This window comes from Streptacidiphilus jiangxiensis, from assembly GCF_900109465.1.
In the GTDB taxonomy this organism is placed as follows: Bacteria; Actinomycetota; Actinomycetes; order Streptomycetales; family Streptomycetaceae; genus Streptacidiphilus; species Streptacidiphilus jiangxiensis.
Genome location: NZ_FOAZ01000012.1, coordinates 61,803 through 83,538, shown reverse-complemented (window position 1 = coordinate 83,538; position 21,736 = coordinate 61,803). Strand labels below are relative to the sequence as shown.

The window sequence follows — 21,736 nt, the reverse complement described above, 5'->3', positions numbered from 1 at the left end:
CGACGGAGGTCGCGGGATGACGCAGGATCGGCGGCACGTGGGCGGGTACTCCCCGTGGGAGGAGCAGTACGGCTTCACACGTGCCGTCGCGATAGGCGACTTCGTGTTCGTCTCGGGCTGCACCGCCTGGGACGACGGGACGGTCCGGTTCGAGGGTTCGCCCTACGACCAGGCCGTCGCCGCCTTCGGGGTCGCCCTGGACGCGCTCTCCCGCTTCGGCCTCGGCAAGGCGGACGTGGTCCGCACCCGTCTCTACGTGACCCACGCGCGCGACACCGACGAGGTCGGCCGGGCCCACCGGGACATCCTGGGGGAGGTCCGGCCGGCCTGCACGATGGTCGTCATCAACGCCCTCGTCGACTCCCGGATGAGCGTCGCGGTCGAGGTCGACGCGTACAAGAAGAACTTGGAGCTCTCCCCATGACCCTCGCGGTCCGCGTGATCCCCTGTCTGGACGTCGACGCCGGTCGGGTGGTCAAGGGCGTCAACTTCCAGAACCTGCGTGACGCGGGCGACCCGGTCGAGCTGGCCAAGCTCTACGACGCCCAGGGCGCGGACGAGTTGACCTTCCTGGACATCACCGCGTCCTCCGGCGACCGGGAGACCACGTACGACATCGTGCGCCGCACGGCCGAGCAGGTCTTCATCCCGCTCACCGTCGGTGGCGGCGTGCGGAGCGTCGACGACGTCGACAAGCTGCTGCGCGCGGGCGCGGACAAGGTCGGCGTCAACACCGCGGCGATCGCCCGGCCCGAGCTGATCCGCGAGATCGCGCAGCGCTTCGGCCGCCAGGTGCTGGTGCTGTCGGTGGACGCGCGCAGGGTGCAGGACGGGACGGAGACGGCGTCCGGCTTCGAGGTCACCACGCACGGCGGCCGCACCGGCACCGGCATCGACGCGGTCGAGTGGGCGACGCGGGCGGCGGAGCTCGGCGCGGGCGAGATCCTGCTGAACTCCATGGACGCGGACGGCACCAAGGACGGCTACGACCTGGAGATGATCGCCGGGGTGCGCAAGGCGGTCTCCGTCCCGGTCATCGCGAGCGGCGGCGCCGGCAAGCTGGCCGACTTCGCCCCCGCCGTCGGTGCGGGCGCGGACGCGGTGCTGGCGGCGAGCGTCTTCCACTTCGGCGATCTGACGATCGCCCAGGTGAAGCAGTCGCTGCGCGAGGCGGGCCACCCCGTCCGGATCTGACGGCACGACATCCGAACGGCCCCGTCCGGATTGCGGGGCCTTCGGTACGGCTCTGAACTGGACGGGTGCACAAAGGCATCCTGCAGCGACTCGGCGAATGGTGTGCCCGTCACGCGATCATCGTGATCGTGGTGTGGCTGGCGGGCCTGGGAGTGCTCCACGGGCTCCAGAACAGCTTTGGCGGCACCTATTCGGACGACTTCAGCCTCCCCGACAGTCAGTCGCAGAAGGGGGCCGACGTCCTCCAAGCGAACGCGCCCACCATCGGCGGCACCAGCGCCCAGGTGGTGCTGCACGACGCGAAGCCGCTGACGGACTTCACCACCCAGGTGAACCAGGCGGTCGCCTCGCTGCAGAAGCTTGACCACGTCCTGTCGGTGCAGAACCCACTGCCGCAGACGAACTCCTCCGGCACCACGACCCAGACCGGCGCGCTGTCCAAGGACGGAACGATCGGGTACATCACCGTCCGCTTCGACCAGAACCCCAGCGCGCTGGGAACGGACTACCTGAACGGGGTCGACGCCGCGGTGGCGCCGCTGCGTTCGGCGGGGGTGCAGGTCGAGTACGGCGGACCGCTCGGCGAGGCGGCCCGGCCGCACACCAAGGACCTGACCAGTGAGGCCATCGGCTTCGCGGTGGCGATCGTGGTCCTGATCGTCGGCTTCGGCAGCCTGATCGCGGCCGGACTGCCTTTGGTGACGGCGCTGATCAGCGTCATCGTCGGGCTCAGCTGTCTGAGCCTGCTGGCGGCCGCCATCGACTTCGCCAGCGTGTCGCCGACCCTGGCCACCATGATCGGGCTCGGCGTGGGCATCGACTACGCACTGTTCCTGATCACCCGCTACCGACAGCTGATCATGGACCGGGTGGAGCCCCACATCGCGGCCGGCGTGGCGGTCACCACCAGTGGACGCGCCGTCCTGGTCTCCGGCTGCACCGTCATCGTGGCCCTGGCCGGACTGTACGTGTCGGGCCTGAGCTTCATCGGCCGGCTCGGCATCGCGGCAGCGGTCACCGTGGTCACCGCGGTGGCGGGCGCGCTCACCCTGGTGCCCGCCCTGGCGGGCCTGATCGGGCGCCGGATCGACCGCTTCTGCCTGAAGACCCCCGTGGCCGAGGGCGGGCCGGTGGCCGGCGAGGACGCCGGCAAGAAGTCAGGCGAGCAGCAGCACGGCTTCTGGCACCGCTACGCCAAGCGCGTCGAACACCGCCCGTGGTGGTTCCTGGCGGCCGGCGTGCTGGTGCTCGGCATCCTGGCGATCCCGCTGTTCTCGATGCGGCTCGACCACATCGACGACGGCGCCGACCCGACCTCCTTCACCGACCGCCGCGCCTTCGACCTGATCAGCCAGGGCTTCGGGCCGGGCGCCAACGGGCCGCTCACCCTCGTCGTGGACCAGACGAACGTGCCGTCGAGTCAGCGCTCCACGTTGGCCTCCAACCTGCAGAAGGCGCTGACCGGGGTGCCGAACGCGGCGAGCATCAGCCCGCTCCAGGCCACCAGCAACGGCAACGTGCTGACCGGCACGGCGATCTCGACCCAGCGACCGCAGGCCGCGGACACGACGCACCTGTTCAACCACCTCAAGGACGTGTCGCTGCCGCAGGGCGCCAAGGGGACGGCGGCCACCACCTACGTGACCGGGGTGACCGCGGCCCAGCAGGACTTCACCGAGATCATCAGCTCCCGGCTGGCCCTGATCATCGTGGTCGTGGTCTGTCTCGCCTTCCTGATCATCCTCGCGGTCTTCCGGGGCCTGCTGGTCGCGGTGAAGGCCGCCGTGCTGAACCTGTTCTCGATCGGCGCCTCCTACGGCGTGGTGGTCGCGGTCTTCCAGTGGGGGTGGGGCGGCTCGGCGCTGGGCGTCGCCGGCAAGGTGCCGATCGAGAGCTACGTGCCGATGATGATGTTCGCGATCATCTTCGGGCTGAGCATGGACTACGAGATCTTCCTTCTCTCCCGGGTGCACGAGGCGTGGATCCGCACCCAGCGGGCCGAGGACAGCGTCGCCTACGGTCTGGAGATCACCGCCCGGGTGATCACCTGTGCGGCACTGATCATGTTCAGCGTCTTCGCGGCCTTCATCCTGAGCGACAACATCGTGGTGAAGATGCTGGGGCTGGGTCTGGCCGTCAGCGTCCTGGTGGACGCCACCGTCGTCCGGCTGCTGCTGGTGCCGGCCGTGATGACGCTGCTCGGACGGCACGCCTGGTGGGCGCCCCGGTGGCTGGACCGGATCCTGCCGCACCTGGACACCGAGGGCGAGTCGGCGCTCCACCAGGCGATGTCCGAGCCCGCGTCGAAGCGGTAGCGCCCGGGCTCAGCCGACGAGCGGGCCGGTCACCGGCAGGACGACCTCGCACGGGACCGGCTGCGGGTGCGCCGGGTCGAGGGCGTTGAGCACGTCCGTGAGGGCCACCGGGTCGTAGGCGATCTCCAGGTGGTCGGACTGGTCCAGCGCGCACTGGTCCTGCACGGTGAGGTTCACGACGTTGGGCGCGGCGGGCAGGAAGGCGTTGGTGTAGGGGGTGACGACCTCGTCGTCCTTGGTCCCGACCACCGTGTAGGCGATACCGGGCACGGTCTCACCGCCCGCGTTGAGCGCGGTGAGGAAGGACGAGCCGATCTCCTGTTCCACGCAGGCGTCGCACGGGACCGACAGGAAGTCGTTCGCCGGCTCCAGCACGCCGAGCTTGCGGCCCAGTTCGGTGATCCCGTCCAGGGTGGTGCCCTGGTTGGTGGGGGAGAGGGCGACCAGCTTGGCGACCTTGGCCGCGCCGCCCAGGTCCTTGATGTAGTAGCGCGGCAGCATGCCGCCCTGGGAGTGGCCGACGATGTCGACCTTGGCGGCGCCGGTCGAGGCGAGCACCTGGTCGACGAAGGAGGAGAGCACCGCCGCGCCGTCCTCGACGGAGTTCACGCCCTGGATCGGCGACCAGGAGGCGGGGCCGCCGTAGTCGAAGGTGTAGACGCAGTAGCCGTTGTCGGCGAGCAGCGGCGCGGCGCCGCCCCAGTTGTCGTCCTGGTTCTCCAGCGTGCCGTGCACGAGGACCACCGGTTCCGGGTGGGCGGCCGACGGCTTGCAGCTCCAGTCGTCCGCACCGGCGGGCGCGCTGCCCGGGGTGAAGAAGCCGGCGGTGAATCCGGTGGCGAAGTGGAAGTTGACGGGATACCAGGCGGCGGCAGCGGTCTGCGCCGCGAAGGCGCTCACCGCGAGCACGGCCGCTGTCACGCCCATGGTTCTTCTGCGCATCGTGGACCTACGCATCGTGGACTCCGTCCTGAGCCGGTATTGCGTGTCGATTTCGGCGGAGATCGTGGAGCCGGGACGAGGGGGCGGTCAAGAAGAAAAACGGTGCGAAGGCGAATCGTGCATCCAGGTGTGCGCATCCCGTCCGGCGAGCATGCAAAACGCTCACGAAAGCGAGCGGAACCGGCCCCCGCGCGCCTATTGACTGGCCAGTAACATCACTTCATACTGGCCGGTAACGTTGGAGGGAGCAGCCTTGACCGGGCCGTGGGGCGCCCTGCCCAGAGGGCTCGCGGCGGAGCTGCGCAAGGAACAGCAGACCACCGCCGCGGAAATCATCAGAGAGATCAGGCAGCAGGTGCCCGAATTCTCCCGGCCGCTCGCGGGGCAATTCGGTGCGGGAATCCAGCACGGTGTCGAGAGTGCGCTCGCCGAATTCGCCGAACTGATCGAGGGCGCGCGGAACGACAATCCCGAGCGCATGCGCGTCTACCGCGCGCTCGGCCGTGGCGAGCTCGCCGAGGGCCGCAGCCTCGACGCGTTGCAGGCCGCCTACCGTCTCGGTGCCCGCGTCGCCTGGCGCCGTTACGCGCGCGTCGCCCGCCGCGTCGGCCTCGGCACCGAGCAGCTCGTGGTCCTGGCGGAGGCGATCTTCGCGCACATCGACGAACTGGCCGCCGCCTCCGTCCGCGGCTACGCCCAGGCCCAGGCCGACGAGGCCGGCGCGCTCGGCCGCTCCCGCTCCCAACTGCTGGCGCTGCTGGCCCTGGGCACCCGCGGCGCCGAACTGGACCACGCCGCCGAGCTCGCCGACTGGCCGCTGCCCTGGCAGCTGTGCGCGGTCGCGCTCACCCCCGAGGACCCCGCCCGCCGGACCGGCGGGCGCCGCCGGGGCCTGCCCGACCTGGTCCTGGCCGAGCTCGACGGGCCGGACCCCTGGCTGCTCGTCCCCGAGCCCGACCTCTACCTGCGCGACGGCCAGGTCCGCGCGCTGCTGGAGGAACGCGGCGGGGTGATCGGCCCGACCGTCCCGCCCCACCAGGCCGGAGACTCCCTGCGCTGGGCCCGCGCGCTGCGCGCCGCCCTGCCGCGGCCGACCGGCCAGGGGTCGGCCGGGTCGGCCGGCGGTGTCGTCGACGGCGAGGAGCACCTCGCGGCGCTGCTCCTGCTCGCCGACCCGCCGCTGGTGCGCCTGATCGCCGCCCGTCGGCTGCGTCCACTCGACGAGCTGACGCCCAAGCAGCGTCAGCGCCTCGGCGACACCCTGCTCGCCTGGCTGCAGACCAACCGCGGCAGCGCCCCCGACGTCGCCGCGCGCCTGGGCATCCACCCACAGACCGCGCGGCAGCGCCTGCACCAGGTGCAACGCATCTTCGGCCCTGCGCTGGCCGACACCGACGTGCGCTTCGAGCTGGAGATCGCGCTGCGGGCCCGGAACCAGGCCCCGGGGCCGGCGCCCGCGACCAGAGCCGCCGGAGCCCGGGGCCGGAGCCCCGACTAGACCCCGAACTTCGCCGCCGCGACCTGCGCCACCGCGTCCTCGGGGCCGTCGTACTCGACGTGCGCGTCCGACTGGCGGCCCATCATGAACAGCAGCAGCTCACCCGGTTCGCCCGTCACCGTGACCACCGGCGCTCCCTTGCGGGCCACCGTGGTCTGCCCGTCGCGGCGTCGCAGCACCAGCCCGACCGGCGACCTGCGCCCGTTCAGGCGCGCCGTGCCCGCCAGCCGCTTCCACAGGAACTCGCTCAGCTCCGGATCCAGCACCCGCGGCGACCAGTCCGCCTGCGCGCGCCGCACGTCCTCGCCGTGGACGAAGAACTCGATGGTGTTGCCCGCGTCCTCGGCCCCCGGGAGCCGGAACGGCGAGTAGGCCGGCGGCCCCACCCGGATCGCCTCGACCAACTCCGCGTAGGGCTTGGCCGCGTACTCCGCCTGCACCCGCGCGAGCCGTGCCGCCAGCGGCTTGATCAGGATCCCGCCCGCGGCATCGGGCCGCCGCTCCCGCACCACGACGTGCGCGGCCAGGTCCACGGTCCGCCACCCCTCGCACAGCGTCGGCGCGTCCGGGCCGACACCCTCCAGCAGATCGGCCAGCAGCAGGCGCTCACGGCGTCCCAGATTCGACATGGGGCAAGCGTAGGCGGATCCGTCGCGGATTCAACGGCACCGGCCGCGGGCGTGCGGGGACGCTCCCTCCCCCGAGCGGAGCGTCCCCGCACGCGGCCTGTGTGTCAGGGCAGTTGCCCCGGCCGGTCGACGATCGCGCGGTCCAGGACGGCCAGGTACTCGAAGACGAAGCCCTGCTTCTCCACAGGGTGGTCGCTGGGGCCCTGGACCTGCTCGTACCCGAGGAAGGTCTTCCGGTCGCTGTCGAAGAGCCAACTCGTCATGACACCGTCGTCCGCGGCCCGCCAGGACAGGCCGATGACGTGACGACCGGTCGTGGGATCGACGCGTTCCGGTTGCGCCGTGATGCCGGGAATCATCGCAGCCGCCCGATACAGCCCCGCAGCGAGCTTCGGCGGCGGCATCGTCTCGAACAGCATGAAGGTGATCGAGTCCAGGGCTGCGGCATCACGGGGTTCGTCTCCCGAGGGCTGCGCGTAGATCTGGGCGAGCAGCGCCTTGGGGTCGGTCGGCAGCGAAGCCAGGAAGGTGTAGGTCGGCATGTGGAAACCGGGGAGCGGGGGCGGCGGGACCGTCGACCGCTGACCGAAGGCGATCTCCAGCCCGGGACGGCTGCCGTCCGCCGAGTACCAGGCCTGGACCCGGTGCGGTCGGGAGAGGGGGCCGCCCGGATGCTTGTCGTCCTGGACCGCCCAGATGCGGTCGGAGTACACGAACTGGTCGTCGCGGACCGCGGGCAGGCTCTGCACCGAGGCCACGTCGGCCACCTGCTCCAGCAGGGCCACGGCCTGGGTGTGGCTGTCCGAGGGACGGCTCTGCGCCGGCGAGGGCGAGGAAACGGTGTGGCCCGGGCTGACCGGAGGAGCAGCCCCGAGCGGATGGCCTCCGACGGGCCGCCCGTCGATGGAGAGGACCGTCACCAGTGCCGCTGCGGCGGCGGCCGCGACCGTGGTGAGGACGAAGCGGCGCACCGGTCGTCGGCGCGCGGGTGCCGGTGCGGCGGACTGGCTCTCGATCTCACGCATGAGGTGCTCCCGGAGCAGGACGTGGCGGTGGGCAGGGAGCAGGGGGTCACCGGGGGCCGGCAGCGGTTCGCGGCTGGGCGGAGGGGCGCTCATGATGACTTCTCCTGCTTCGACCGGGACGCCGGTCGGCGTCCCACCTGTTCCTGTCCGTGGCTGCCCGGCAGTTCCCGGCCGAGTTCTGCCTCTGCCCGTTCGCGCAGCCGCGTGCGTGCGCGCGAGAGCCGGGAGCGGACGGTGCCGACGGGCACCCCCAGCGCCTCGGCCGCCTCGGCGTAGCCGAGTCCCGACCAGACGCAGAGCGTGAAGACCTCGCGGTCGCCGCTGCGCAGCGACGCCAAGGCCGTGCGAGCCGCCGCGAGTTCCTCGGCGTCCTGGATCCGACCCACCAGCTCGTCGGCGAAGTCCGGGACCGCCTCGTGGGCGGGCAGCCGCGCCAGGGCGGCCTGGTGCCGCCGCGCGGTGCGCCGGGTGTTGCGCAGCACGTTCGTGGCGATGCCGAGCAGCCACGGCAGGAGACTGCCGCCGTCCGGCTGCACGCGCTCACGTAGCCGCCACGCCTCCAGGAAGGTCAGCGAGACGACGTCCTCGGCGGTCGCCCAGTCCGCCGTCGATCGGACCGCGTGCCGGTAGACGGCCTGCGCGTGGGCGTCGAAGAGGTCGGCGAAGGCGCGAGCGTCCCCCGCCCTGATGCGGGCGCGCGTTGAGAGTTCCACGTCTCTTCCTGTCCGCCGGTCCGCGAGGGTTCCGGATTCGATCGGCATTTTGTGTGACCGGATGATTTTTCTCGGATCTCCGAAGTGACGGAACGAAACCGAACCGACGACGGAGGCACGACGATGGACTGGCAGGCAGAGGACCGGCGGGCCGGGGACTGGCGGGCCGGGGAGTGGCAGACGGACCAGCGGGAGACCCTGCGGCGCGCGGGCAATCGGCACCGCAAGCGCAGGCGTGGACCGATAACACCCCTGGTGGCCGTCGCCGCGGTGGTGTGTGCCGGGTCGGTCGGGGCGTTCGTCCTCAACACCGCCTTCACCGGTCCGGAGGTGAGCAGCGCTCCGGCCGCCCCGACGCTCGGCTCGGCGGCCCCGGACACGGCGTCCGGCAGTGCCTCCGCCTCGACCTCCGCCTCTTCCTCCGCCACACCCAGCCGGTCGGCCCGACCCACCACGACCCGTGCCGCCAAGCCGAGCTCCCGGCCGAGCCGCGCCGCCGCGACGCCGACCCAGCAGACGTCCACCCAGCAGACGTCGGCCGGGGCGGGCGGGACCGGCGGGTCCGTCTCGGTGCCTTCGGGGGCGGGCAACTCCTACGCGGTGCAGCAGGTGCTGGCCGTCATCAACCAGGCCCGCGCCCAGGCCGGGCTGCCCGCCTACACGCTGACCGACGGACTCACCCGCAGCGCCGGGGCCCACAACGCGGTGATGATGGGCGGCTGCGGCCTGTCGCACCAGTGCCCGGGCGAGGCCGACCTCGGCACCCGGATCACCGACGCGGGGGTCCAGTGGGGCGCCTGCGGCGAGAACATCGGCGAGGGCGGACCCCAGGCGGACACCGACGCGGCCATCGCCTCGATGGCGGTGGGCCTGACCCGCAGCATGCTGGCCGAGCAGCCGCCCGACGACGGCCACCGCCGGAACATCCTCAGTAGTTCCTTCCGCCACATCGGCATCGTGGTCCAGCGGACGAGCGACGGGACGGTCTACATGACGCAGGACTTCTCCGACTGACGCGGCGCCCGGGCGACCGTCAGAGCCAGCGGGGCCGCTGCGGCGGCCGCCGACGGCGAGCAGGACCCGGCGTTCCCCACGACCGTCGGCGCCGTGCGCGGACATGGCGGTCAGGACGCGGTTCAGGCCGAACAGGCCCAGGATGAGCGAGGTGACGGCCTACGCGGCCGCGCAGGCCATGACCACCGCGACCGGCGTGAGCCGTGGCGACGCCGTTCCGTCGGGCGTCGAGGACGGTGACCAGCAGCGTCGGCCAGCCAGCCAGCCAGCCAGCCAGCCGACCAGCCGGCCGGCCAGCCGGCCGGTCTGCTCGCGACGCTCGCCGCTCGTTGGTCGGGCCCGGGGGAATGCCCCGGAAGTTGGTCAAGCAGAGGTGCCCGGCCGGGGATCCGGCCGGGCACCTCGTTGCTGCACTGCGCCGTGCTAGCCCAGGGTGAAGTCGTCCGCGTAGACGTTCCCCTGGCCGTACCAGCCGTGGACGAAGACGGTGACGGTGCCGCTGCTGCCGGTGGTGAAGGAGACCGTCAACTGGTTCCAACTGGTGCTGTTGGACCAGGTGCTGCCGCTCGCGCCGCCGCTGACGCCGATGTAGGCGTACGGGCCCTGGACCCAACCGGTCAGCGTGTAGCTGTGGTTGGGCTGCAGGGTGACGGTCTGGTCGCACTCGCCCGTGGTGCTGGACGAGGGGGTGACCTGGAGCGCGTGGCTGCCGGAGTGCACCGGGCTGCTCACGACCGCGCTGCCGGACTGGCAGGTCCACGGGCTCAGGCTGCCGGACTCGAAGCCCGCGTTGGTCAGGGCTCCGCCGCCGGTGCCGCCGCCCCCGCCGCCGGAGCTGGTGACGGTGAGGGAGTAGGTGGCGGTGTGGGTGCCGGAGGAGGCGGTGCCGGTCACCGTGATCGGGTAGGTGCCGGCCGCGACCGAGGAGCCGACGGTGGCCGTCAGGGTCGAGCTGCCGCCGGAGGTGACCGAGGTCGGCGAGAAGGAGACGCTCACGCCCGAAGGCGCGCCGGACGCGGACAGGGCGACGCTCTCCGCGCTGCCCGCGGTGACGGCCGTCGCGACGCTCGCCGTCGCGCTGCCGCCCTGGGCGACCGAGGCCGAGCCGGGGGAGAGGGAGAGTGAGAAGTCGCTGGAGGTGCCGCCCCCGCCGCCGCCCGAGCTGCCCTCGTAGGGCACGAAGGCGTCGGTGAAGGCAAGGCTGTTCTGGCTGATCTCGCTGCAGGTGGAGAGCGAGTTGGCGCTGCCGCTGCACGGCTGGTCCCGGTTCGCGGACCAGAAGGCGAGGCGGCCGACGCCGTTGCTCGCGGCGAAGTTCTCCACCGTCTGCGCGTCGGCGAGGGTGAACGTCGAGCCGTCGTCGTTCTTGCCGATCATCGGCGTGATGCCGAGGTTGGCGTAGGTGTAGGACGGGTCGACGGACTGCATCTGCGCCAGGGTGGCCTGGGCGGCGGAGACCGCGCCCTGGCCCATCTCGGTTCCGCTGCCGGCGTAGTAGTCCATGGTCATGATGTTGACCACGTCGATCTTGATGCCGGCGTTCTTGGCGGCCTTGAGGATGTTGACCCCGTCGCCGGTCAGGCCGCTGGTCAGCACCGGGAGCGTCATGGAGAACTGGAGGTTCGGGTTGCTCGCCTTCAGGTCCTTCATGGCCTGCATCTGGCGGGCGGCGGAGGCGGTGTCGGCCACGGCCGCGCCCTCGACGTCGAAGTCGAGCTGGGTGACGCCGTAGTCGTTGATGATCGCCTGGTAGCCGGCGTCGATGCTGCTCTGGGTGGTGCAGGTCCAGGCGAGCGGTTCGCCGCTGGCGCCGCCGGAGGAGATGATCACCGAGGCGCCCTCGGACTTCGCCTTGGCGATCTCCGGGTCGGTGTAGGAGTCGGCGCCGATGGGGAGCGTGTCGCCCCAGATCTGGTTGCAGCCCTCGCCGAGGACGAAGGCGGCCGTGTAGGCCTTCAGATGGTGGCCGGTGATCGCGGTGTCGAGCAGCGGCTCCTGGCCGTTCGACATGTCGACGTAGGGGGCCACGGAGTAGACGCTGGTCGCGGCGGCGCTGCTGGTGGGGGCCAGCGCGCCGACCGCTCCGGCGGTGGCGAGCGCGAGTGCGCACGCGGAGCCGGTGAATCTCGCCAAGCGCATGACAGAGATCCCTTCGGAACTGCCCCAAGGGGTGTGGGCCCAAGGGTGTGGGGGTGTGGGGGTGTCCGTGCGTCCAGGCCTGGCGGGTCTACGAAACAACGTTCATGAGCCTGCGTCAATAGGACTAGACCAACTTGCCGACCCTCAATGCGCCAGCGGCGCTGTCAACTTCGTCGCGCCCTGGTAACTCCCGCCGGAGAGAGCGCAGGTGACGGTGTGTCGCCCGCCCTGGTACTCGGTCAGGCTCGGGTAGAGCTCGTAGTACTGGAGCGACTTGATGCTCTGCTTCTCGAACGCGGCCGCGTCCAGCGGCTCGCACAGCTCCAGCGCCTTGTGGACGATCGAGGCGTAGTCCGCCAAGCCGGTCGGCAGTGCGACCAGTTGGGTCACCTCGGCGTCGTGCGGCGTGGTGCACGTGCGCTTGGTCAGCGTGGTGAGGCTCCGGGAGAACGCCGGGGAGTCGAAGCAGTCACCCGGCTGGAGCGAGATGTAGGAGAACGTGTTCGGCAGCGTCGGCATCGCGGACGGCGACGGCGGTGCCGAGGTCCGCACCGGCGACGGCGAGGAGGAGACCGGCCGTGCCACGACGGCCGGTTTCGACCGCAGCGCGAACACCAGTACCAGCGCGGCCACCGCGAGCACCGCCACCAGCGTCGCCGCCAGACCGGAACGCGAACGGTGCAGCCTTCCGAACCCCCCTGAGAGCCCCATGGGCCCCAGCATGCCGCCTGGCGTGCATCGGCAACAGAGTGCGTCCCGGCCGTTGCCTACCATGAAGGCATGCCTGCCACGCCTGCCGCCCCGAACACCACCGACCTCGACCCGGCGATCGCCGCCCGCCTCAAGCGCGACGCCCACGGTCTGGTCCCCGCCATCGCCCAGCAGTACGACACCGGCGAGGTGCTGATGATGGGCTGGATGGACGACGAGGCGCTGCACCGCACCCTGACCACCGGGCGCTGCACCTACTGGAGCCGCAGCCGCTCCGAGTACTGGGTCAAGGGCGACACCTCCGGCCACGCGCAGCTGGTCAAGTCGGTCGCCCTGGACTGCGACGGCGACACCGTGCTCGTCCGGGTCGACCAGGTCGGCGCCGCCTGTCACACGGGCGACCGCACCTGCTTCGACGCGGGGACGCTCCCGGTCGCCGGGGGCTGAGACACGGGGACTGAGACAACGGGCTCCCGGTCGCGCCGAGCCGCTACGCTTCCGGGGCATGACCAGCGGCAGCGTCTCTCCCGACCTCGACACCTTCCGCAAGCTCGCCGTGGACCGCCGGGTGATCCCGGTGACCCGGCGGCTGCTGGCCGACGGCGACACACCCGTCGGCGTCTACCGCAAGCTCGCGGGGGAGCGGCCCAACACCTTCCTGCTGGAGAGCGCCGAGCAGGGCCGCCACTGGTCCCGGTACTCCTTCGTGGGCGTGCGCAGCAGCGCGCGGCTGACCGTCGACACCGAGGGCCGCGCCCGCTGGATCGGCACCCCGCCCGTCGGCGTGCCCACCTCCGGTGACCCGCTCCAGGTGCTCCGGGCGACCATCGAGGCCCTGCGCGGCCCGCGCGACCTGCACGCCGACGGCGAGCTGCCGCCGTTCACCGGCGGCCTGGTCGGCTACCTGGGCTACGACATCGTGCGGCGCCTGGAGCGCCTGCCCGAGATCGCCCCGGACGACCTGCGGCTGCCCGAGCTCACCATGCTCTTCGCCGACGACATCGCCGTGCTGGACCACACCGACGGGTCCGTGCTGCTGATCGCCAACGCCGTCAACCGCGACGACCGCCCCACGGGCGTCGACGGGGCCTGGGCCGACGCGGTGGCGCGCCTGGACCGGATGACCGCGGACCTCGCCCAGCCGACCGAGGCGGGCGCAGCCGTGCTCAGCCCGGTGACCTCGGTCGACGCCGTCTCGCCCTTCGGCGGCGAGCCCTACCGCGCCGCGGTCGAGGCGGTGAAGGAGCGGATCCGTGCGGGCGAGGCGTTCCAGGTGGTGCCCTCGCAGCGGTTCGAGGTCGACTGCCCGGCGAGCGCGCTCGACGTCTACCGGGTGCTGCGGACCACCAACCCCAGCCCGTACATGTACCTGTTCCGCTTCGGCGCGCCCGGCCCCGACGAGGAGCCCTTCGACATCGTCGGCTCCAGCCCGGAGGCGCTGGTCAAGGTCGAGGACGGCGAGGCGATGGTGCATCCCATCGCCGGTACCCGCCCGCGCGGCGCCACGCCCGAGCGCGACGCGGACCTGGCCTCGGAGCTGCTGGCCGACCCGAAGGAACGTGCCGAGCACCTGATGCTGGTGGACCTCGGCCGCAACGACCTGGGCCGCGTCTGCGAGCCCGGCAGCGTCGAGGTGGTCGACTTCATGACCATCGAGCGTTTCAGCCACGTGATGCACATCGTCTCCACCGTCACCGGCCGCGTGGCTCCCGAGCGGACCGCCTTCGACGTGCTCACCGCCTGCTTCCCGGCCGGGACCCTCTCCGGCGCGCCCAAGCCGCGCGCCATGCAGATCATCGAGGAGCTGGAGCCCACCCGCCGCGGCCTGTACGGCGGCTGCGTCGGCTACTTCGACTTCGCCGGCGACTCCGACACCGCGATCGCCATCCGCACCGCGCTGATCCGCGGCGGCAAGGCCTACGTCCAGGCGGGCGCGGGCGTCGTCGCCGACTCCGACCCGGCGAGCGAGGACACGGAGTGCCGCAACAAGGCCGCCGCCGTCCTGCGCGCCGTCGCCGCGGCGGCGACCCTGCGTCCGGCCGTCGCGGGGGCGCAGGGCACACTGGAGCGGTGAGCCCCGATCAGACCAGCGCCCCCGCCGAGACCGCCGAGACCGCCGAGACCGCCGAGACCGCCGAGACGGCCGAAGGCGTCGCGTCGGTCGAGTCCGTCGAAGCCCCCGAGTCCGTCGAGTCCGTCGAGTCCGTTGAGGGCGTCGAGGGCGTGCCGGAGCGGGCGTCCGCGCGGACGAAGGCCGGCCGCCGCAGTCTTGCCGTCACGCTGCTGTTCGCCGTCGCCGGGGCGACGCTGCTGCTCGTCGCCGCCGGCCAGACCTGGGTCTCCGGCCAGGTGCAGGCCCAGGGGGTCACCCGGACCGTCGTCGCCAAGGGCAGCGAGGTCACCGGCGTGCCGGGGGCCATGGCGCTGGTCGGTCTCGCCTCGGTGGTCGCGGTCTTCGCGGTGCGCGGCCGGGCCCGCCGCCTGCTCGGCGGCCTGGTCGCGCTCGCGGGCGTCGGTGCCGTCGCCGCCGCGGTGAGCGCGGCGCTCGGCTCCGACAGCCGCGTGCTGGACGACAAGGCGGCCCGCTCGGTGGGCCTCGCCGACGTCGCGGCCGGCTTGCTGACCCACACGGCCGCGCCGTGGCTCGCGGTCCTCGGCGGCGCCCTGGTCCTCGCGGCCGGTGCGCTGACGGTGCTGCGCGGGGCCGCCTGGCCCGGCATGTCGGCCCGCTACGACGCCCCGGCGGGCAAGCGCGGCAAGGCCTCGCCGAGCCGCTCCGGCGCCGCCTCCGGGGCAGCCGCCGCGCAGACGCCGGCGGACCTGTGGAAGGCGCTGGACCGCGGCGAGGACCCCACTGCGAGCTGAGCTCGCCGATACGGGACAATGGATCGGAAGAACTCTCCGGGTGGGAGAGTCCTGGAACGAGGAGCAGTACATGTCGGCAAACGCCCACGGACACACGACCGCCGCCTGGACCGGCGTCGGCGTCTCCTTCGTCGGCTTCTGCGTCGCCGCCTACGGGATGGTCGTGCCGACGCCGATCATCGTCGTCATCGGCCTCGTCGTGGCTGCTGCCGGTGCGGTCGTCGGCAAGGCGATGTCGGCCGCCGGCTTCGGCAAGAAGCCTGACGCCCACGCCGTCGCGGCCGCCAAGGAGACCGCCGGCACCAGCGTCTCCGCCTGAGCCCGGTCCTCGGCTCAGGGGCCGGTCCACGGCTCAGGGTCCGGATCTCGGCTCACGGCACGGGCCGCGGCCCGAGTTCTTCCGACACGGCGGCGGGTCCTTCCGGGACCGCCGCCTGATCGGTATCAGAATCGGGGCGTGACCGCTGCCCCGAACCCTCTCGCGTCCTCGCGGCTCCCGCTGGGGCTGCTCGGCCTGGGTGCGGCCGCGACGGCCTACGTCGGCGCCGTCGACCCGAACCGGCCCGGCCACTACCCCGTCTGTCCGTTCCTGGCCCTGACCGGGTGGTGGTGTCCGGGCTGCGGCGGACTTCGCGCCGTCCACGCGCTCACCCGCGGCGATCTCGGCACCGCCCTGCACGACAACGTGCTCGTGGTCGCCCTGTGCGGATTCACCGCCTCCTACTGGATGCTCTGGGCCCTGTCCGCGCTGCGCGGCAGGCCGCGTCCGGCGCTCCGCCTGGGCCGTCCGTGGCCGGTGGTGGCAGTCGTCCTCGTCCTTCTCTTCACCCTGGTGCGCAACCTTCCCACCGGCGCTTTTCTCGCTCCGTGAGGCCCCCGGGGCCGTCCGGAGGGCGAGACGGACGCGCGCTCGATTCAGACTCTGCGCAGCCGGACGGATACCATCGATCCAGGTCATCGACAGACAGGCATCCGAGCGACGCCGGATTGTGCGAGACCACCAACCGACCCGACGAATGGGGGCCCCGAGTGAGCGTGCTCGACGAGATCATCGCCGGAGTCCGTGAGGACCTCGCCGAGCGTCAGGCCCAGGTCTCGCTGGACGAGCTCAAGGAGCTCGCCGCCAAGGCGCCCGAGGCCAAGGACGGCGTGGCCGCCCTCGGCGGCGAGGGTGTCTCGGTGATCTGCGAGGTCAAGCGCTCCAGCCCCTCCAAGGGCGCGCTGGCCGCGATCGCGGACCCCGCGGCGCTGGCCCGCGACTACGCGGCGGGCGGCGCGGCCGCGATCTCCGTCCTCACCGAGCAGCGCCGGTTCGGCGGCTCGCTGGCGGACCTCAAGGCCGTCCGGGCGGCGGTCGACACGCCGATCCTGCGCAAGGACTTCATCGTCACCTCCTACCAGCTGTGGGAGGCCCGCGCGTACGGCGCGGACCTGGCCCTGCTGATCGTCGCCGCGCTGGACCAGGAGGCCCTGGTCTCGTTGATCGAGCGCGCCGAGTCCATCGGCCTCACGCCGCTGGTCGAGGTCCACGACGAGGAGGAGATCGCCCGCGCGGTCGACGCCGGCGCCCGGATCATCGGTGTGAACGCCCGCAACCTGAAGACGCTCGAGGTCGACCGCGACACGTTCGCCAACGTGGCGCACGCGATCCCGTCGCACATCGTGAAGGTCGCGGAGTCCGGCGTGCGCGGGCCGCACGACCTGATCGCCTACGCGAACGAGGGCGCCGACGCGGTGCTGGTCGGCGAGTCCCTGGTCACCGGCAAGGACCCCAAGGCCGCCGTCGCCGACCTCGTCGCCGCCGGCGCCCACCCGGCCCTGCGGCATGGCCGCTGACGTCTTCCCGTCCGCTAGGATCGCCCACGTGACCGTCGACACCATCCACCAGCCCGGCTATGCCGGTCTGCAGCGCGGCTGCAAGCCGCGCGGGTGTCGTGCGCCCGCTCGGCGGGTGCTGGGTCGTCGCGTGCGGTATGTGATCGGTGCCGAGCCCGGACAGGTTCCCGGTCGGCGATGGCAGCGCATGCGGAGCAACGCGCCCCACTGAGACGATGGTCCCACCGGACGATCGGCTCGGCGTGGAGGCGCGGCTTCGCGCACGCCTGCCCACCTCCGTTCACATCCCAAGGGAACTCCCATGTCCGACGTGACATCCGTCCCCGACGCGCGCGGTTACTTCGGCGCGTACGGTGGCCGCTTCATTCCGGAGGCGCTGGTCGCCGCCGTCGAGCAGGTGGCCGACGAGTACGAGAAGGCCAAGGCCGACCCGGCATTCGCCGCCGAGCTGAACGCCCTGCTCAAGGACTACACGGGCCGCCCGAGCCCGCTCACCGACGTCCGCCGCTTCTCGGCCGAGGCGGGCGGCGCCCGCATCCTGCTCAAGCGCGAGGACCTCAACCACACCGGCTCTCACAAGATCAACAACGTGCTGGGTCAGGCGCTGCTCACCCGGCGGATGGGCAAGAACCGCCTGATCGCGGAGACCGGCGCCGGTCAGCACGGCGTCGCCACGGCGACCGCCGCCGCGCTCTTCGGCATGGAGTGCACCATCTACATGGGTGAGGTCGACACCCGGCGCCAGGCGCTGAACGTCGCCCGGATGCGCATGCTCGGCGCCGAGGTCGTGCCGGTCACGTCCGGCAGCCGGACCCTCAAGGACGCGATCAACGAGGCGTTCCGCGACTGGGTCGCCAACGTCGACTCCACGCACTACCTCTTCGGCACCGTGGCCGGGCCGCACCCGTTCCCGATGATGGTCCGCGACTTCCACCGCGTCATCGGCCAGGAGGCCCGCGCGCAGGTGCTGGACCGCACCGGCAAGCTGCCGGACGCGGTCGTGGCCTGTGTCGGCGGCGGCTCGAACGCCATGGGCGTGTTCTACGACTTCATCCCGGACGCGGGCGTCCGGCTGATCGGCATCGAGGCGGCCGGTGAGGGCGTCGAGACCCCGCGCCACGCCGCGACGCTGACCAAGGGCGACCCGGGCGTGCTGCACGGCTCGCGCACCTACGTGCTGCAGGACGAGGACGGCCAGACCATCGAGTCGCACTCGATCTCGGCCGGCCTGGACTACCCGGGCGTCGGCCCGGAGCACTCCTTCCTCAAGGACACCGGCCGTGCCGAGTACCGGCCGTGCACGGATGCCGACGCGATGAACGCGCTGCGGCTGCTGTCGCGCACCGAGGGCATCATCCCGGCCATCGAGTCCTCCCACGCGCTGGCCGGCGCCCTGGAGCTGGGCCGCGAACTGGGCCCGGACGCGGTCATCCTGGTCAACCTCTCCGGACGCGGGGACAAGGACATGCACACCGCCGCCGAGTACTTCGGCCTGCTCGACACCGACAACGCTTCCGACTCCGACAACGCTTCCGGCGGTGCCAAGTGACGAACGCCCTGCTGGACCAGACGCTCGCCGCCGCCAGGGCGGAGAACCGCGCCGCGCTGATCGGCTACCTCCCGGCCGGCTTCCCCAGCGTCGCGGGCGCCGTGCCGACGGTGCAGGCGCTGATCGACGGCGGCGCGGACGTCGTCGAGATCGGTCTGCCGCACAGCGACCCGGTGCTGGACGGTCCGACCATCCAGACCGCCGACGACATCGCGCTGCGCGGCGGGGTCCGCACCAAGGACGTGCTGGAGACGATCCGCACGATCACCGCGGCAAACCCGACCGTGCCGGTGCTCTGCATGACCTACTGGAACCCGGTCGACCACTACGGCCAGGCCCGTTTCGCCGCCGACCTGGCGGCCGCGGGCGGCGCCGGCTGCATCCTGCCGGACCTGCCGGTCGAGGAGGCGGACGAGTGGCTCGCCGCCGCGGCCGAACACGGCCTGGCGACGGTCTTCGTGGTGGCGCCGTCCAGTCGGGACGAGCGGTTGGCGACCATCACCGCCAAGGGCACCGGCTTCGTCTACGCCGCCGCCGTCATGGGCGTCACCGGCACCCGGACCCAGGTCGGCGAGCTGGCCGAGGACCTGGTGGCGCGGACCCGTGCCACCACCGAGCTGCCGGTCTGCGTCGGCCTCGGCGTCTCCGACGCCGTGCAGGCGGCCGAGGTCGCCGCCTTCGCGGACGGCGTCATCGTCGGCTCGGCCTTCGTCCAGCGGATGCTGGACGCCGCCTCGGAGGAGGCCGGCCACGCCGCGGTCCGCGAGCTGGCCGCCGAACTGGCCCAGGGCGTGCGCAAGCGCTGACGACCCGTCTCCGACGAGCGTCGACGAAGGGGGCGTGGACTTCGGTCCGCGCCCCCTTCGTGCTGCCGTCTGCGCTCCCTCGTTCCGGTGAACGGTCGCGTGGCGCGCGCCGGGGGACCGTCGGCCCGTGCGCATGATCGGATCGGGGGAGGTGCCGGGGGAGTCCGAGGCCAGCCGTGGAGGACCCGTGCCGAATCCCCAGCGCAGCAGGGCGGCCCGGGCCGCCCTTGCCGCCGTCGCGCTCACCGTGGCGGTGGCCGCCGAATCCACCGTCAACCAGGCGCTCGCGCAGGCGCAGGCGCACCACACCCAGCACTCCAGCGGCCGGCACCACCATCAGCAGGCCGCCGGCAGACCCGCTCCGGCCAAGTCGCCCACGCCGGCCAAGGCGCCCACGCCGGCCAAGCCGGGCAAGCCGCAGTCGGGCCCGGTGTTCGCGGGAGTTCCGGACCGCTCCGTCGCCCTCGGCCTGCCGGCCAGGCTCGACCCCGACGGCGTCACCATCGACGTCGGATACCCGGACGCGCCCGTGCAGATGACCCTCTTCGAGGACTACCGCTGCTCCGAGACGGCCAAGTTCGAGGGGCGGCAGGGGCCGATGCTGCGCAGCCTGATCGCCCGTCATCGGCTGCTCGTCCACTACGTCATCGAGTCGTCACTCGACGAACGTCTGCCCGGTCCCGGCGCCGTCTCGGCCGCCGACGCGGCGCGCGGTGCACTCGCCCACGGCGGGTTCGCGCTGTTCCACGCGCTGCTCCTGGCCAATCAGGGCCCCGAGGAGGTGGACGGTTTCACCACCGACCGACTGCTCGCCCTGGCCGCGACCGTCCCCGGACTGCGGTCGGCGGCCTTCGACTCCGAGGTGCGCACGCTCTACTGGAAGCCGTGGATCGACGCCGCCCAACACCTCTACGACAGCGCGGGGGTGCACCACGGCACTCCGTCGATGCTGCTGAACGGCGCTGAGGTCGACCTGTGGGCGCATCCGGAGCTGCTCGACGATCCGGCCGCGCTCCAGCGCTTTGTGGAGAATGCTGCGAATCGCGGAGAATAACGCATGCCCCTAAAGGAACATAAGGCAGGATTGGTCCCAAATGACCAAGCCGGGGAGGTATCGCCCGGAACGGGGAGGGGGGTGACTGTGGTCGCCTGGATCGGCACGGCCGTACGTCTCGGCCTGGCCGTCGTCTGGGCCTGGGCGGGGCTCGCGAAGATCTCCGATCCGCAGGCGGCGGCCCAGGCCGTGCGTGTCTACCGGATCCTGCCCGAGGGGCTGGTGAAGCCCTTCGGCTACGGGCTGCCGTTCCTGGAGATCGCCCTCGCGCTGCTGCTCCTGGTCGGCCTCGGCACCCGGATCGCGGCGGTCATCTCGGGCGTGCTGCTCCTGGTCTACATCGGCGCGATCGCGTCCGTGTGGGCGCGTGGGATCTCCATCGACTGCGGCTGCTTCGGCGGCGGCGGCGCGGTGGCCGCCTCGCAGACCGCCTACTGGCAGGAGATCCTGCGCGACTGCGGCTTCCTCCTGCTCTCCGGCTGGCTGATCTGGCGCCCCAAGACGCGCCTCTCTCTCGACGGGTGGCTGGCAGCGTGAGTCAACAGTCCGACAGAACAGAAGACCTGATGAGCAACAAGAACGATGGCGGCAAGCGCAGTGCGCGCGAGCGCATGCAGGAGGAACGCGCCAAGCAGGAGGCGGCGGCCCGCAAGAAGCGGCAGCTCACCGTCATCCTCGCGGCCCTGGTCGTCATCGCGGCCGCCGTGGTGATCGGCATCGTGGTGCAGAACGGCCGTTCCAGCAGCTACGACGCGGCCAAGGACGCACCGGCCGGAACCGTCGGCAACACCCGACTGCTGATCCCCGTCGGGGCGACCAACGCGCCCAGCACGGTGACCATCTACGAGGACCCGCGCTGCCCCGCCTGCGAGCAGTTCGAGACCGGCATGAAGACGACGATGAACCAGCTGCTGGCCCAGGGCAAGATCCAGATCCAGTACCACATCGCCTCGTTCATCGACCGCCACGACGGCGGCACGGGCTCGAAGAACGCGGCCAACGCGCTGGCCTGCGCCCAGAACGTCGGGCTCTTCCACAACTACCACGACGTCCTCTACGCCAACCAGCCGCAGGAGACGGAGGACGCCTGGGCCGACAAGTCGATCCTGATCAGCCTGGCCAAGCAGGTGCCGGGCCTGGACTCACCCTCGTTCGAGTCCTGCGTGAACGGCAACACGTTCGGCAGTTGGGTCACCGCCGTGCAGTCGGACTTCGACAAGTCGGGCTACAACTCCACGCCGACGGTGCTGCTCAACGGCACCTCCGCCTACCCGACCTACAACAGCCAGGACATCTCCCCGGCCAACTTCACCGCGTGGGTGGACGCCGCCAACAAGGGCAAGCCGCTGGCGAGCATCCCCTCGGCCAGCGCCGAGGCCCTGGCCTCGCCGACAGCCCACAACAACCCGCCGGCCTCGGGTGGCGCGAGCGCGTCGCACTCATGAG

Annotated in this window: 23 protein-coding genes; 17 read left to right on the top strand and 6 right to left on the bottom strand. The window is 72.1% G+C overall.

What is annotated here, in order from left to right; all coding sequences use genetic code 11:
• Window positions 1–16: 16 nt before the first annotated feature.
• From BMY61_RS22830 to BMY61_RS22820, 3 genes are all read left to right on the top strand, one after another.
• Complete coding sequence (locus BMY61_RS22830) at window positions 17–424, top strand: RidA family protein (RefSeq protein ID WP_042453401.1); 408 nt, start codon at window positions 17–19, stop codon at window positions 422–424.
• Complete coding sequence (gene hisF / locus BMY61_RS22825) at window positions 421–1,194, top strand: imidazole glycerol phosphate synthase subunit HisF (RefSeq protein ID WP_042453399.1); 774 nt, start codon at window positions 421–423, stop codon at window positions 1,192–1,194. Before BMY61_RS22830 ends, hisF begins: the two co-directional genes overlap by 4 nt.
• A gap of 65 nt (window positions 1,195–1,259) precedes the next feature.
• The gene (locus BMY61_RS22820; protein WP_174514536.1) at window positions 1,260–3,509 is read left to right on the top strand and encodes an MMPL family transporter; all 2,250 of its coding nucleotides are present in this window, start codon (window positions 1,260–1,262) and stop codon (window positions 3,507–3,509) included.
• 9 nt (window positions 3,510–3,518) lie between these two features.
• Here the strand turns inward: BMY61_RS22820 and BMY61_RS22815 are convergent, their stop codons facing one another.
• Entirely contained in the window at window positions 3,519–4,451 is a 933-nt protein-coding gene (locus BMY61_RS22815; protein WP_042453397.1) for an esterase/lipase family protein, read from the bottom strand.
• A 253-nt stretch (window positions 4,452–4,704) separates the two neighbouring features.
• On the opposite strand from BMY61_RS22815, the gene BMY61_RS22810 reads away from it, so the two are divergent.
• Entirely contained in the window at window positions 4,705–5,949 is a 1,245-nt protein-coding gene (locus BMY61_RS22810) for a PucR-like N-terminal domain-containing protein (RefSeq protein WP_082015316.1), read from the top strand.
• Here the strand turns inward: BMY61_RS22810 and BMY61_RS22805 are convergent.
• The 3 genes from BMY61_RS22805 to BMY61_RS22795 form a co-directional block, all read right to left on the bottom strand.
• Window positions 5,946–6,578 (bottom strand): TIGR03085 family metal-binding protein, encoded by a 633-nt coding sequence (locus BMY61_RS22805; RefSeq protein ID WP_042453394.1) that lies wholly within the window; start codon window positions 6,576–6,578, stop codon window positions 5,946–5,948. The genes BMY61_RS22810 and BMY61_RS22805 overlap by 4 nt on opposite strands.
• A 104-nt stretch (window positions 6,579–6,682) precedes the next feature.
• A complete protein-coding gene (locus BMY61_RS22800; protein WP_042453391.1) occupies window positions 6,683–7,696 on the bottom strand; it encodes a CU044_5270 family protein in 1,014 nt (337 codons plus the stop codon).
• Window positions 7,693–8,316, bottom strand: coding sequence for an RNA polymerase sigma factor (locus BMY61_RS22795; RefSeq protein WP_042453389.1), 624 nt, complete (start codon window positions 8,314–8,316; stop codon window positions 7,693–7,695). The genes BMY61_RS22800 and BMY61_RS22795 overlap by 4 nt, the downstream gene beginning before the upstream one ends.
• A 123-nt stretch (window positions 8,317–8,439) precedes the next feature.
• Between BMY61_RS22795 and BMY61_RS22790 the strand changes: the two genes are divergently transcribed.
• Entirely contained in the window at window positions 8,440–9,330 is an 891-nt protein-coding gene (locus BMY61_RS22790) for a CAP domain-containing protein (protein WP_052439060.1), read from the top strand.
• 423 nt (window positions 9,331–9,753) lie between these two features.
• Here the strand turns inward: BMY61_RS22790 and BMY61_RS22785 are convergent, their stop codons facing one another.
• Together BMY61_RS22785 and BMY61_RS22780 are read right to left on the bottom strand one after the other, a co-directional pair.
• Complete coding sequence (locus tag BMY61_RS22785; protein WP_042453387.1) at window positions 9,754–11,469, bottom strand: carbohydrate binding domain-containing protein; 1,716 nt, start codon at window positions 11,467–11,469, stop codon at window positions 9,754–9,756.
• Window positions 11,470–11,613: 144 nt separating this feature from the next.
• Window positions 11,614–12,180, bottom strand: coding sequence for a hypothetical protein (locus BMY61_RS22780; RefSeq protein WP_042453385.1), 567 nt, complete (start codon window positions 12,178–12,180; stop codon window positions 11,614–11,616).
• 69 nt (window positions 12,181–12,249) lie between these two features.
• Here BMY61_RS22780 and hisI point away from each other — a divergent pair, with 69 nt between their 5' ends.
• The 12 genes from hisI to BMY61_RS22720 all read left to right on the top strand — a co-directional run bounded on the left by hisI (window position 12,250) and on the right by BMY61_RS22720 (window position 21,735).
• Window positions 12,250–12,627: a phosphoribosyl-AMP cyclohydrolase gene (gene hisI, locus BMY61_RS22775; protein ID WP_042453384.1), complete on the top strand. Its 378-nt coding sequence runs from the start codon at window positions 12,250–12,252 to the stop codon at window positions 12,625–12,627.
• A gap of 58 nt (window positions 12,628–12,685) precedes the next feature.
• Entirely contained in the window at window positions 12,686–14,254 is a 1,569-nt protein-coding gene (locus BMY61_RS22770) for an anthranilate synthase component I (RefSeq protein WP_042453382.1), read from the top strand.
• The gene (locus BMY61_RS22765; RefSeq protein WP_342342533.1) at window positions 14,251–15,045 is read left to right on the top strand and encodes a TIGR02234 family membrane protein; all 795 of its coding nucleotides are present in this window, start codon (window positions 14,251–14,253) and stop codon (window positions 15,043–15,045) included. Before BMY61_RS22770 ends, BMY61_RS22765 begins: the two co-directional genes overlap by 4 nt.
• A gap of 70 nt (window positions 15,046–15,115) precedes the next feature.
• Entirely contained in the window at window positions 15,116–15,364 is a 249-nt protein-coding gene (locus BMY61_RS22760) for an HGxxPAAW family protein (protein WP_042453489.1), read from the top strand.
• Window positions 15,365–15,502: 138 nt separating this feature from the next.
• Window positions 15,503–15,916 carry a DUF2752 domain-containing protein gene (locus BMY61_RS22755; protein WP_042453380.1) on the top strand — a complete coding sequence of 138 codons (414 nt, stop codon included), beginning with the start codon at window positions 15,503–15,505 and terminating at the stop codon, window positions 15,914–15,916.
• Between the two features lie 158 nt (window positions 15,917–16,074).
• Complete coding sequence (trpC, locus tag BMY61_RS22750) at window positions 16,075–16,881, top strand: indole-3-glycerol phosphate synthase TrpC (RefSeq protein WP_042453378.1); 807 nt, start codon at window positions 16,075–16,077, stop codon at window positions 16,879–16,881.
• A gap of 28 nt (window positions 16,882–16,909) precedes the next feature.
• A complete protein-coding gene (gene trpM, locus BMY61_RS22745; protein ID WP_177240385.1) occupies window positions 16,910–17,092 on the top strand; it encodes a tryptophan biosynthesis modulator TrpM in 183 nt (60 codons plus the stop codon).
• 90 nt (window positions 17,093–17,182) lie between these two features.
• The gene (gene trpB, locus BMY61_RS22740) at window positions 17,183–18,430 is read left to right on the top strand and encodes a tryptophan synthase subunit beta (RefSeq protein WP_042453376.1); all 1,248 of its coding nucleotides are present in this window, start codon (window positions 17,183–17,185) and stop codon (window positions 18,428–18,430) included.
• Window positions 18,427–19,236: a tryptophan synthase subunit alpha gene (gene trpA, locus BMY61_RS22735; protein WP_042453374.1), complete on the top strand. Its 810-nt coding sequence runs from the start codon at window positions 18,427–18,429 to the stop codon at window positions 19,234–19,236. Before trpB ends, trpA begins: the two co-directional genes overlap by 4 nt.
• A gap of 187 nt (window positions 19,237–19,423) precedes the next feature.
• Window positions 19,424–20,290 carry a DsbA family protein gene (locus BMY61_RS22730; protein WP_052439059.1) on the top strand — a complete coding sequence of 289 codons (867 nt, stop codon included), beginning with the start codon at window positions 19,424–19,426 and terminating at the stop codon, window positions 20,288–20,290.
• An 81-nt stretch (window positions 20,291–20,371) separates the two neighbouring features.
• Window positions 20,372–20,827, top strand: a complete 456-nt coding sequence (locus tag BMY61_RS22725; RefSeq protein ID WP_236656328.1) for a MauE/DoxX family redox-associated membrane protein — start codon at window positions 20,372–20,374, stop codon at window positions 20,825–20,827.
• A gap of 29 nt (window positions 20,828–20,856) precedes the next feature.
• Window positions 20,857–21,735 (top strand): DsbA family protein, encoded by an 879-nt coding sequence (locus BMY61_RS22720; protein WP_042453373.1) that lies wholly within the window; start codon window positions 20,857–20,859, stop codon window positions 21,733–21,735.
• The last annotated feature ends 1 nt before the right edge of the window (window position 21,736 follow it).

Excerpts from the sequence above, each read along its gene's own strand:
- BMY61_RS22830 (WP_042453401.1), top strand. The coding sequence starts at position 17 with ATGACGCAGGATCGGCGGCACGTGGGCGGGTACTCCCCGTGGGAGGAG.
- hisF (WP_042453399.1), top strand. The coding sequence starts at position 421 with ATGACCCTCGCGGTCCGCGTGATCCCCTGTCTGGACGTCGACGCCGGT.
- BMY61_RS22815 (WP_042453397.1), bottom strand. The coding sequence starts at position 4,451 with ATGCGCAGAAGAACCATGGGCGTGACAGCGGCCGTGCTCGCGGTGAGC.
- BMY61_RS22805 (WP_042453394.1), bottom strand. The coding sequence starts at position 6,578 with ATGTCGAATCTGGGACGCCGTGAGCGCCTGCTGCTGGCCGATCTGCTG.
- BMY61_RS22800 (WP_042453391.1), bottom strand. The coding sequence starts at position 7,696 with ATGAGCGCCCCTCCGCCCAGCCGCGAACCGCTGCCGGCCCCCGGTGAC.
- BMY61_RS22790 (WP_052439060.1), top strand. The coding sequence starts at position 8,440 with ATGGACTGGCAGGCAGAGGACCGGCGGGCCGGGGACTGGCGGGCCGGG.
- BMY61_RS22785 (WP_042453387.1), bottom strand. The coding sequence starts at position 11,469 with ATGCGCTTGGCGAGATTCACCGGCTCCGCGTGCGCACTCGCGCTCGCC.
- BMY61_RS22780 (WP_042453385.1), bottom strand. The coding sequence starts at position 12,180 with ATGGGGCTCTCAGGGGGGTTCGGAAGGCTGCACCGTTCGCGTTCCGGT.
- hisI (WP_042453384.1), top strand. The coding sequence starts at position 12,250 with ATGCCTGCCACGCCTGCCGCCCCGAACACCACCGACCTCGACCCGGCG.
- BMY61_RS22770 (WP_042453382.1), top strand. The coding sequence starts at position 12,686 with ATGACCAGCGGCAGCGTCTCTCCCGACCTCGACACCTTCCGCAAGCTC.
- BMY61_RS22760 (WP_042453489.1), top strand. The coding sequence starts at position 15,116 with ATGTCGGCAAACGCCCACGGACACACGACCGCCGCCTGGACCGGCGTC.
- trpB (WP_042453376.1), top strand. The coding sequence starts at position 17,183 with ATGTCCGACGTGACATCCGTCCCCGACGCGCGCGGTTACTTCGGCGCG.
- BMY61_RS22720 (WP_042453373.1), top strand. The coding sequence starts at position 20,857 with ATGAGCAACAAGAACGATGGCGGCAAGCGCAGTGCGCGCGAGCGCATG.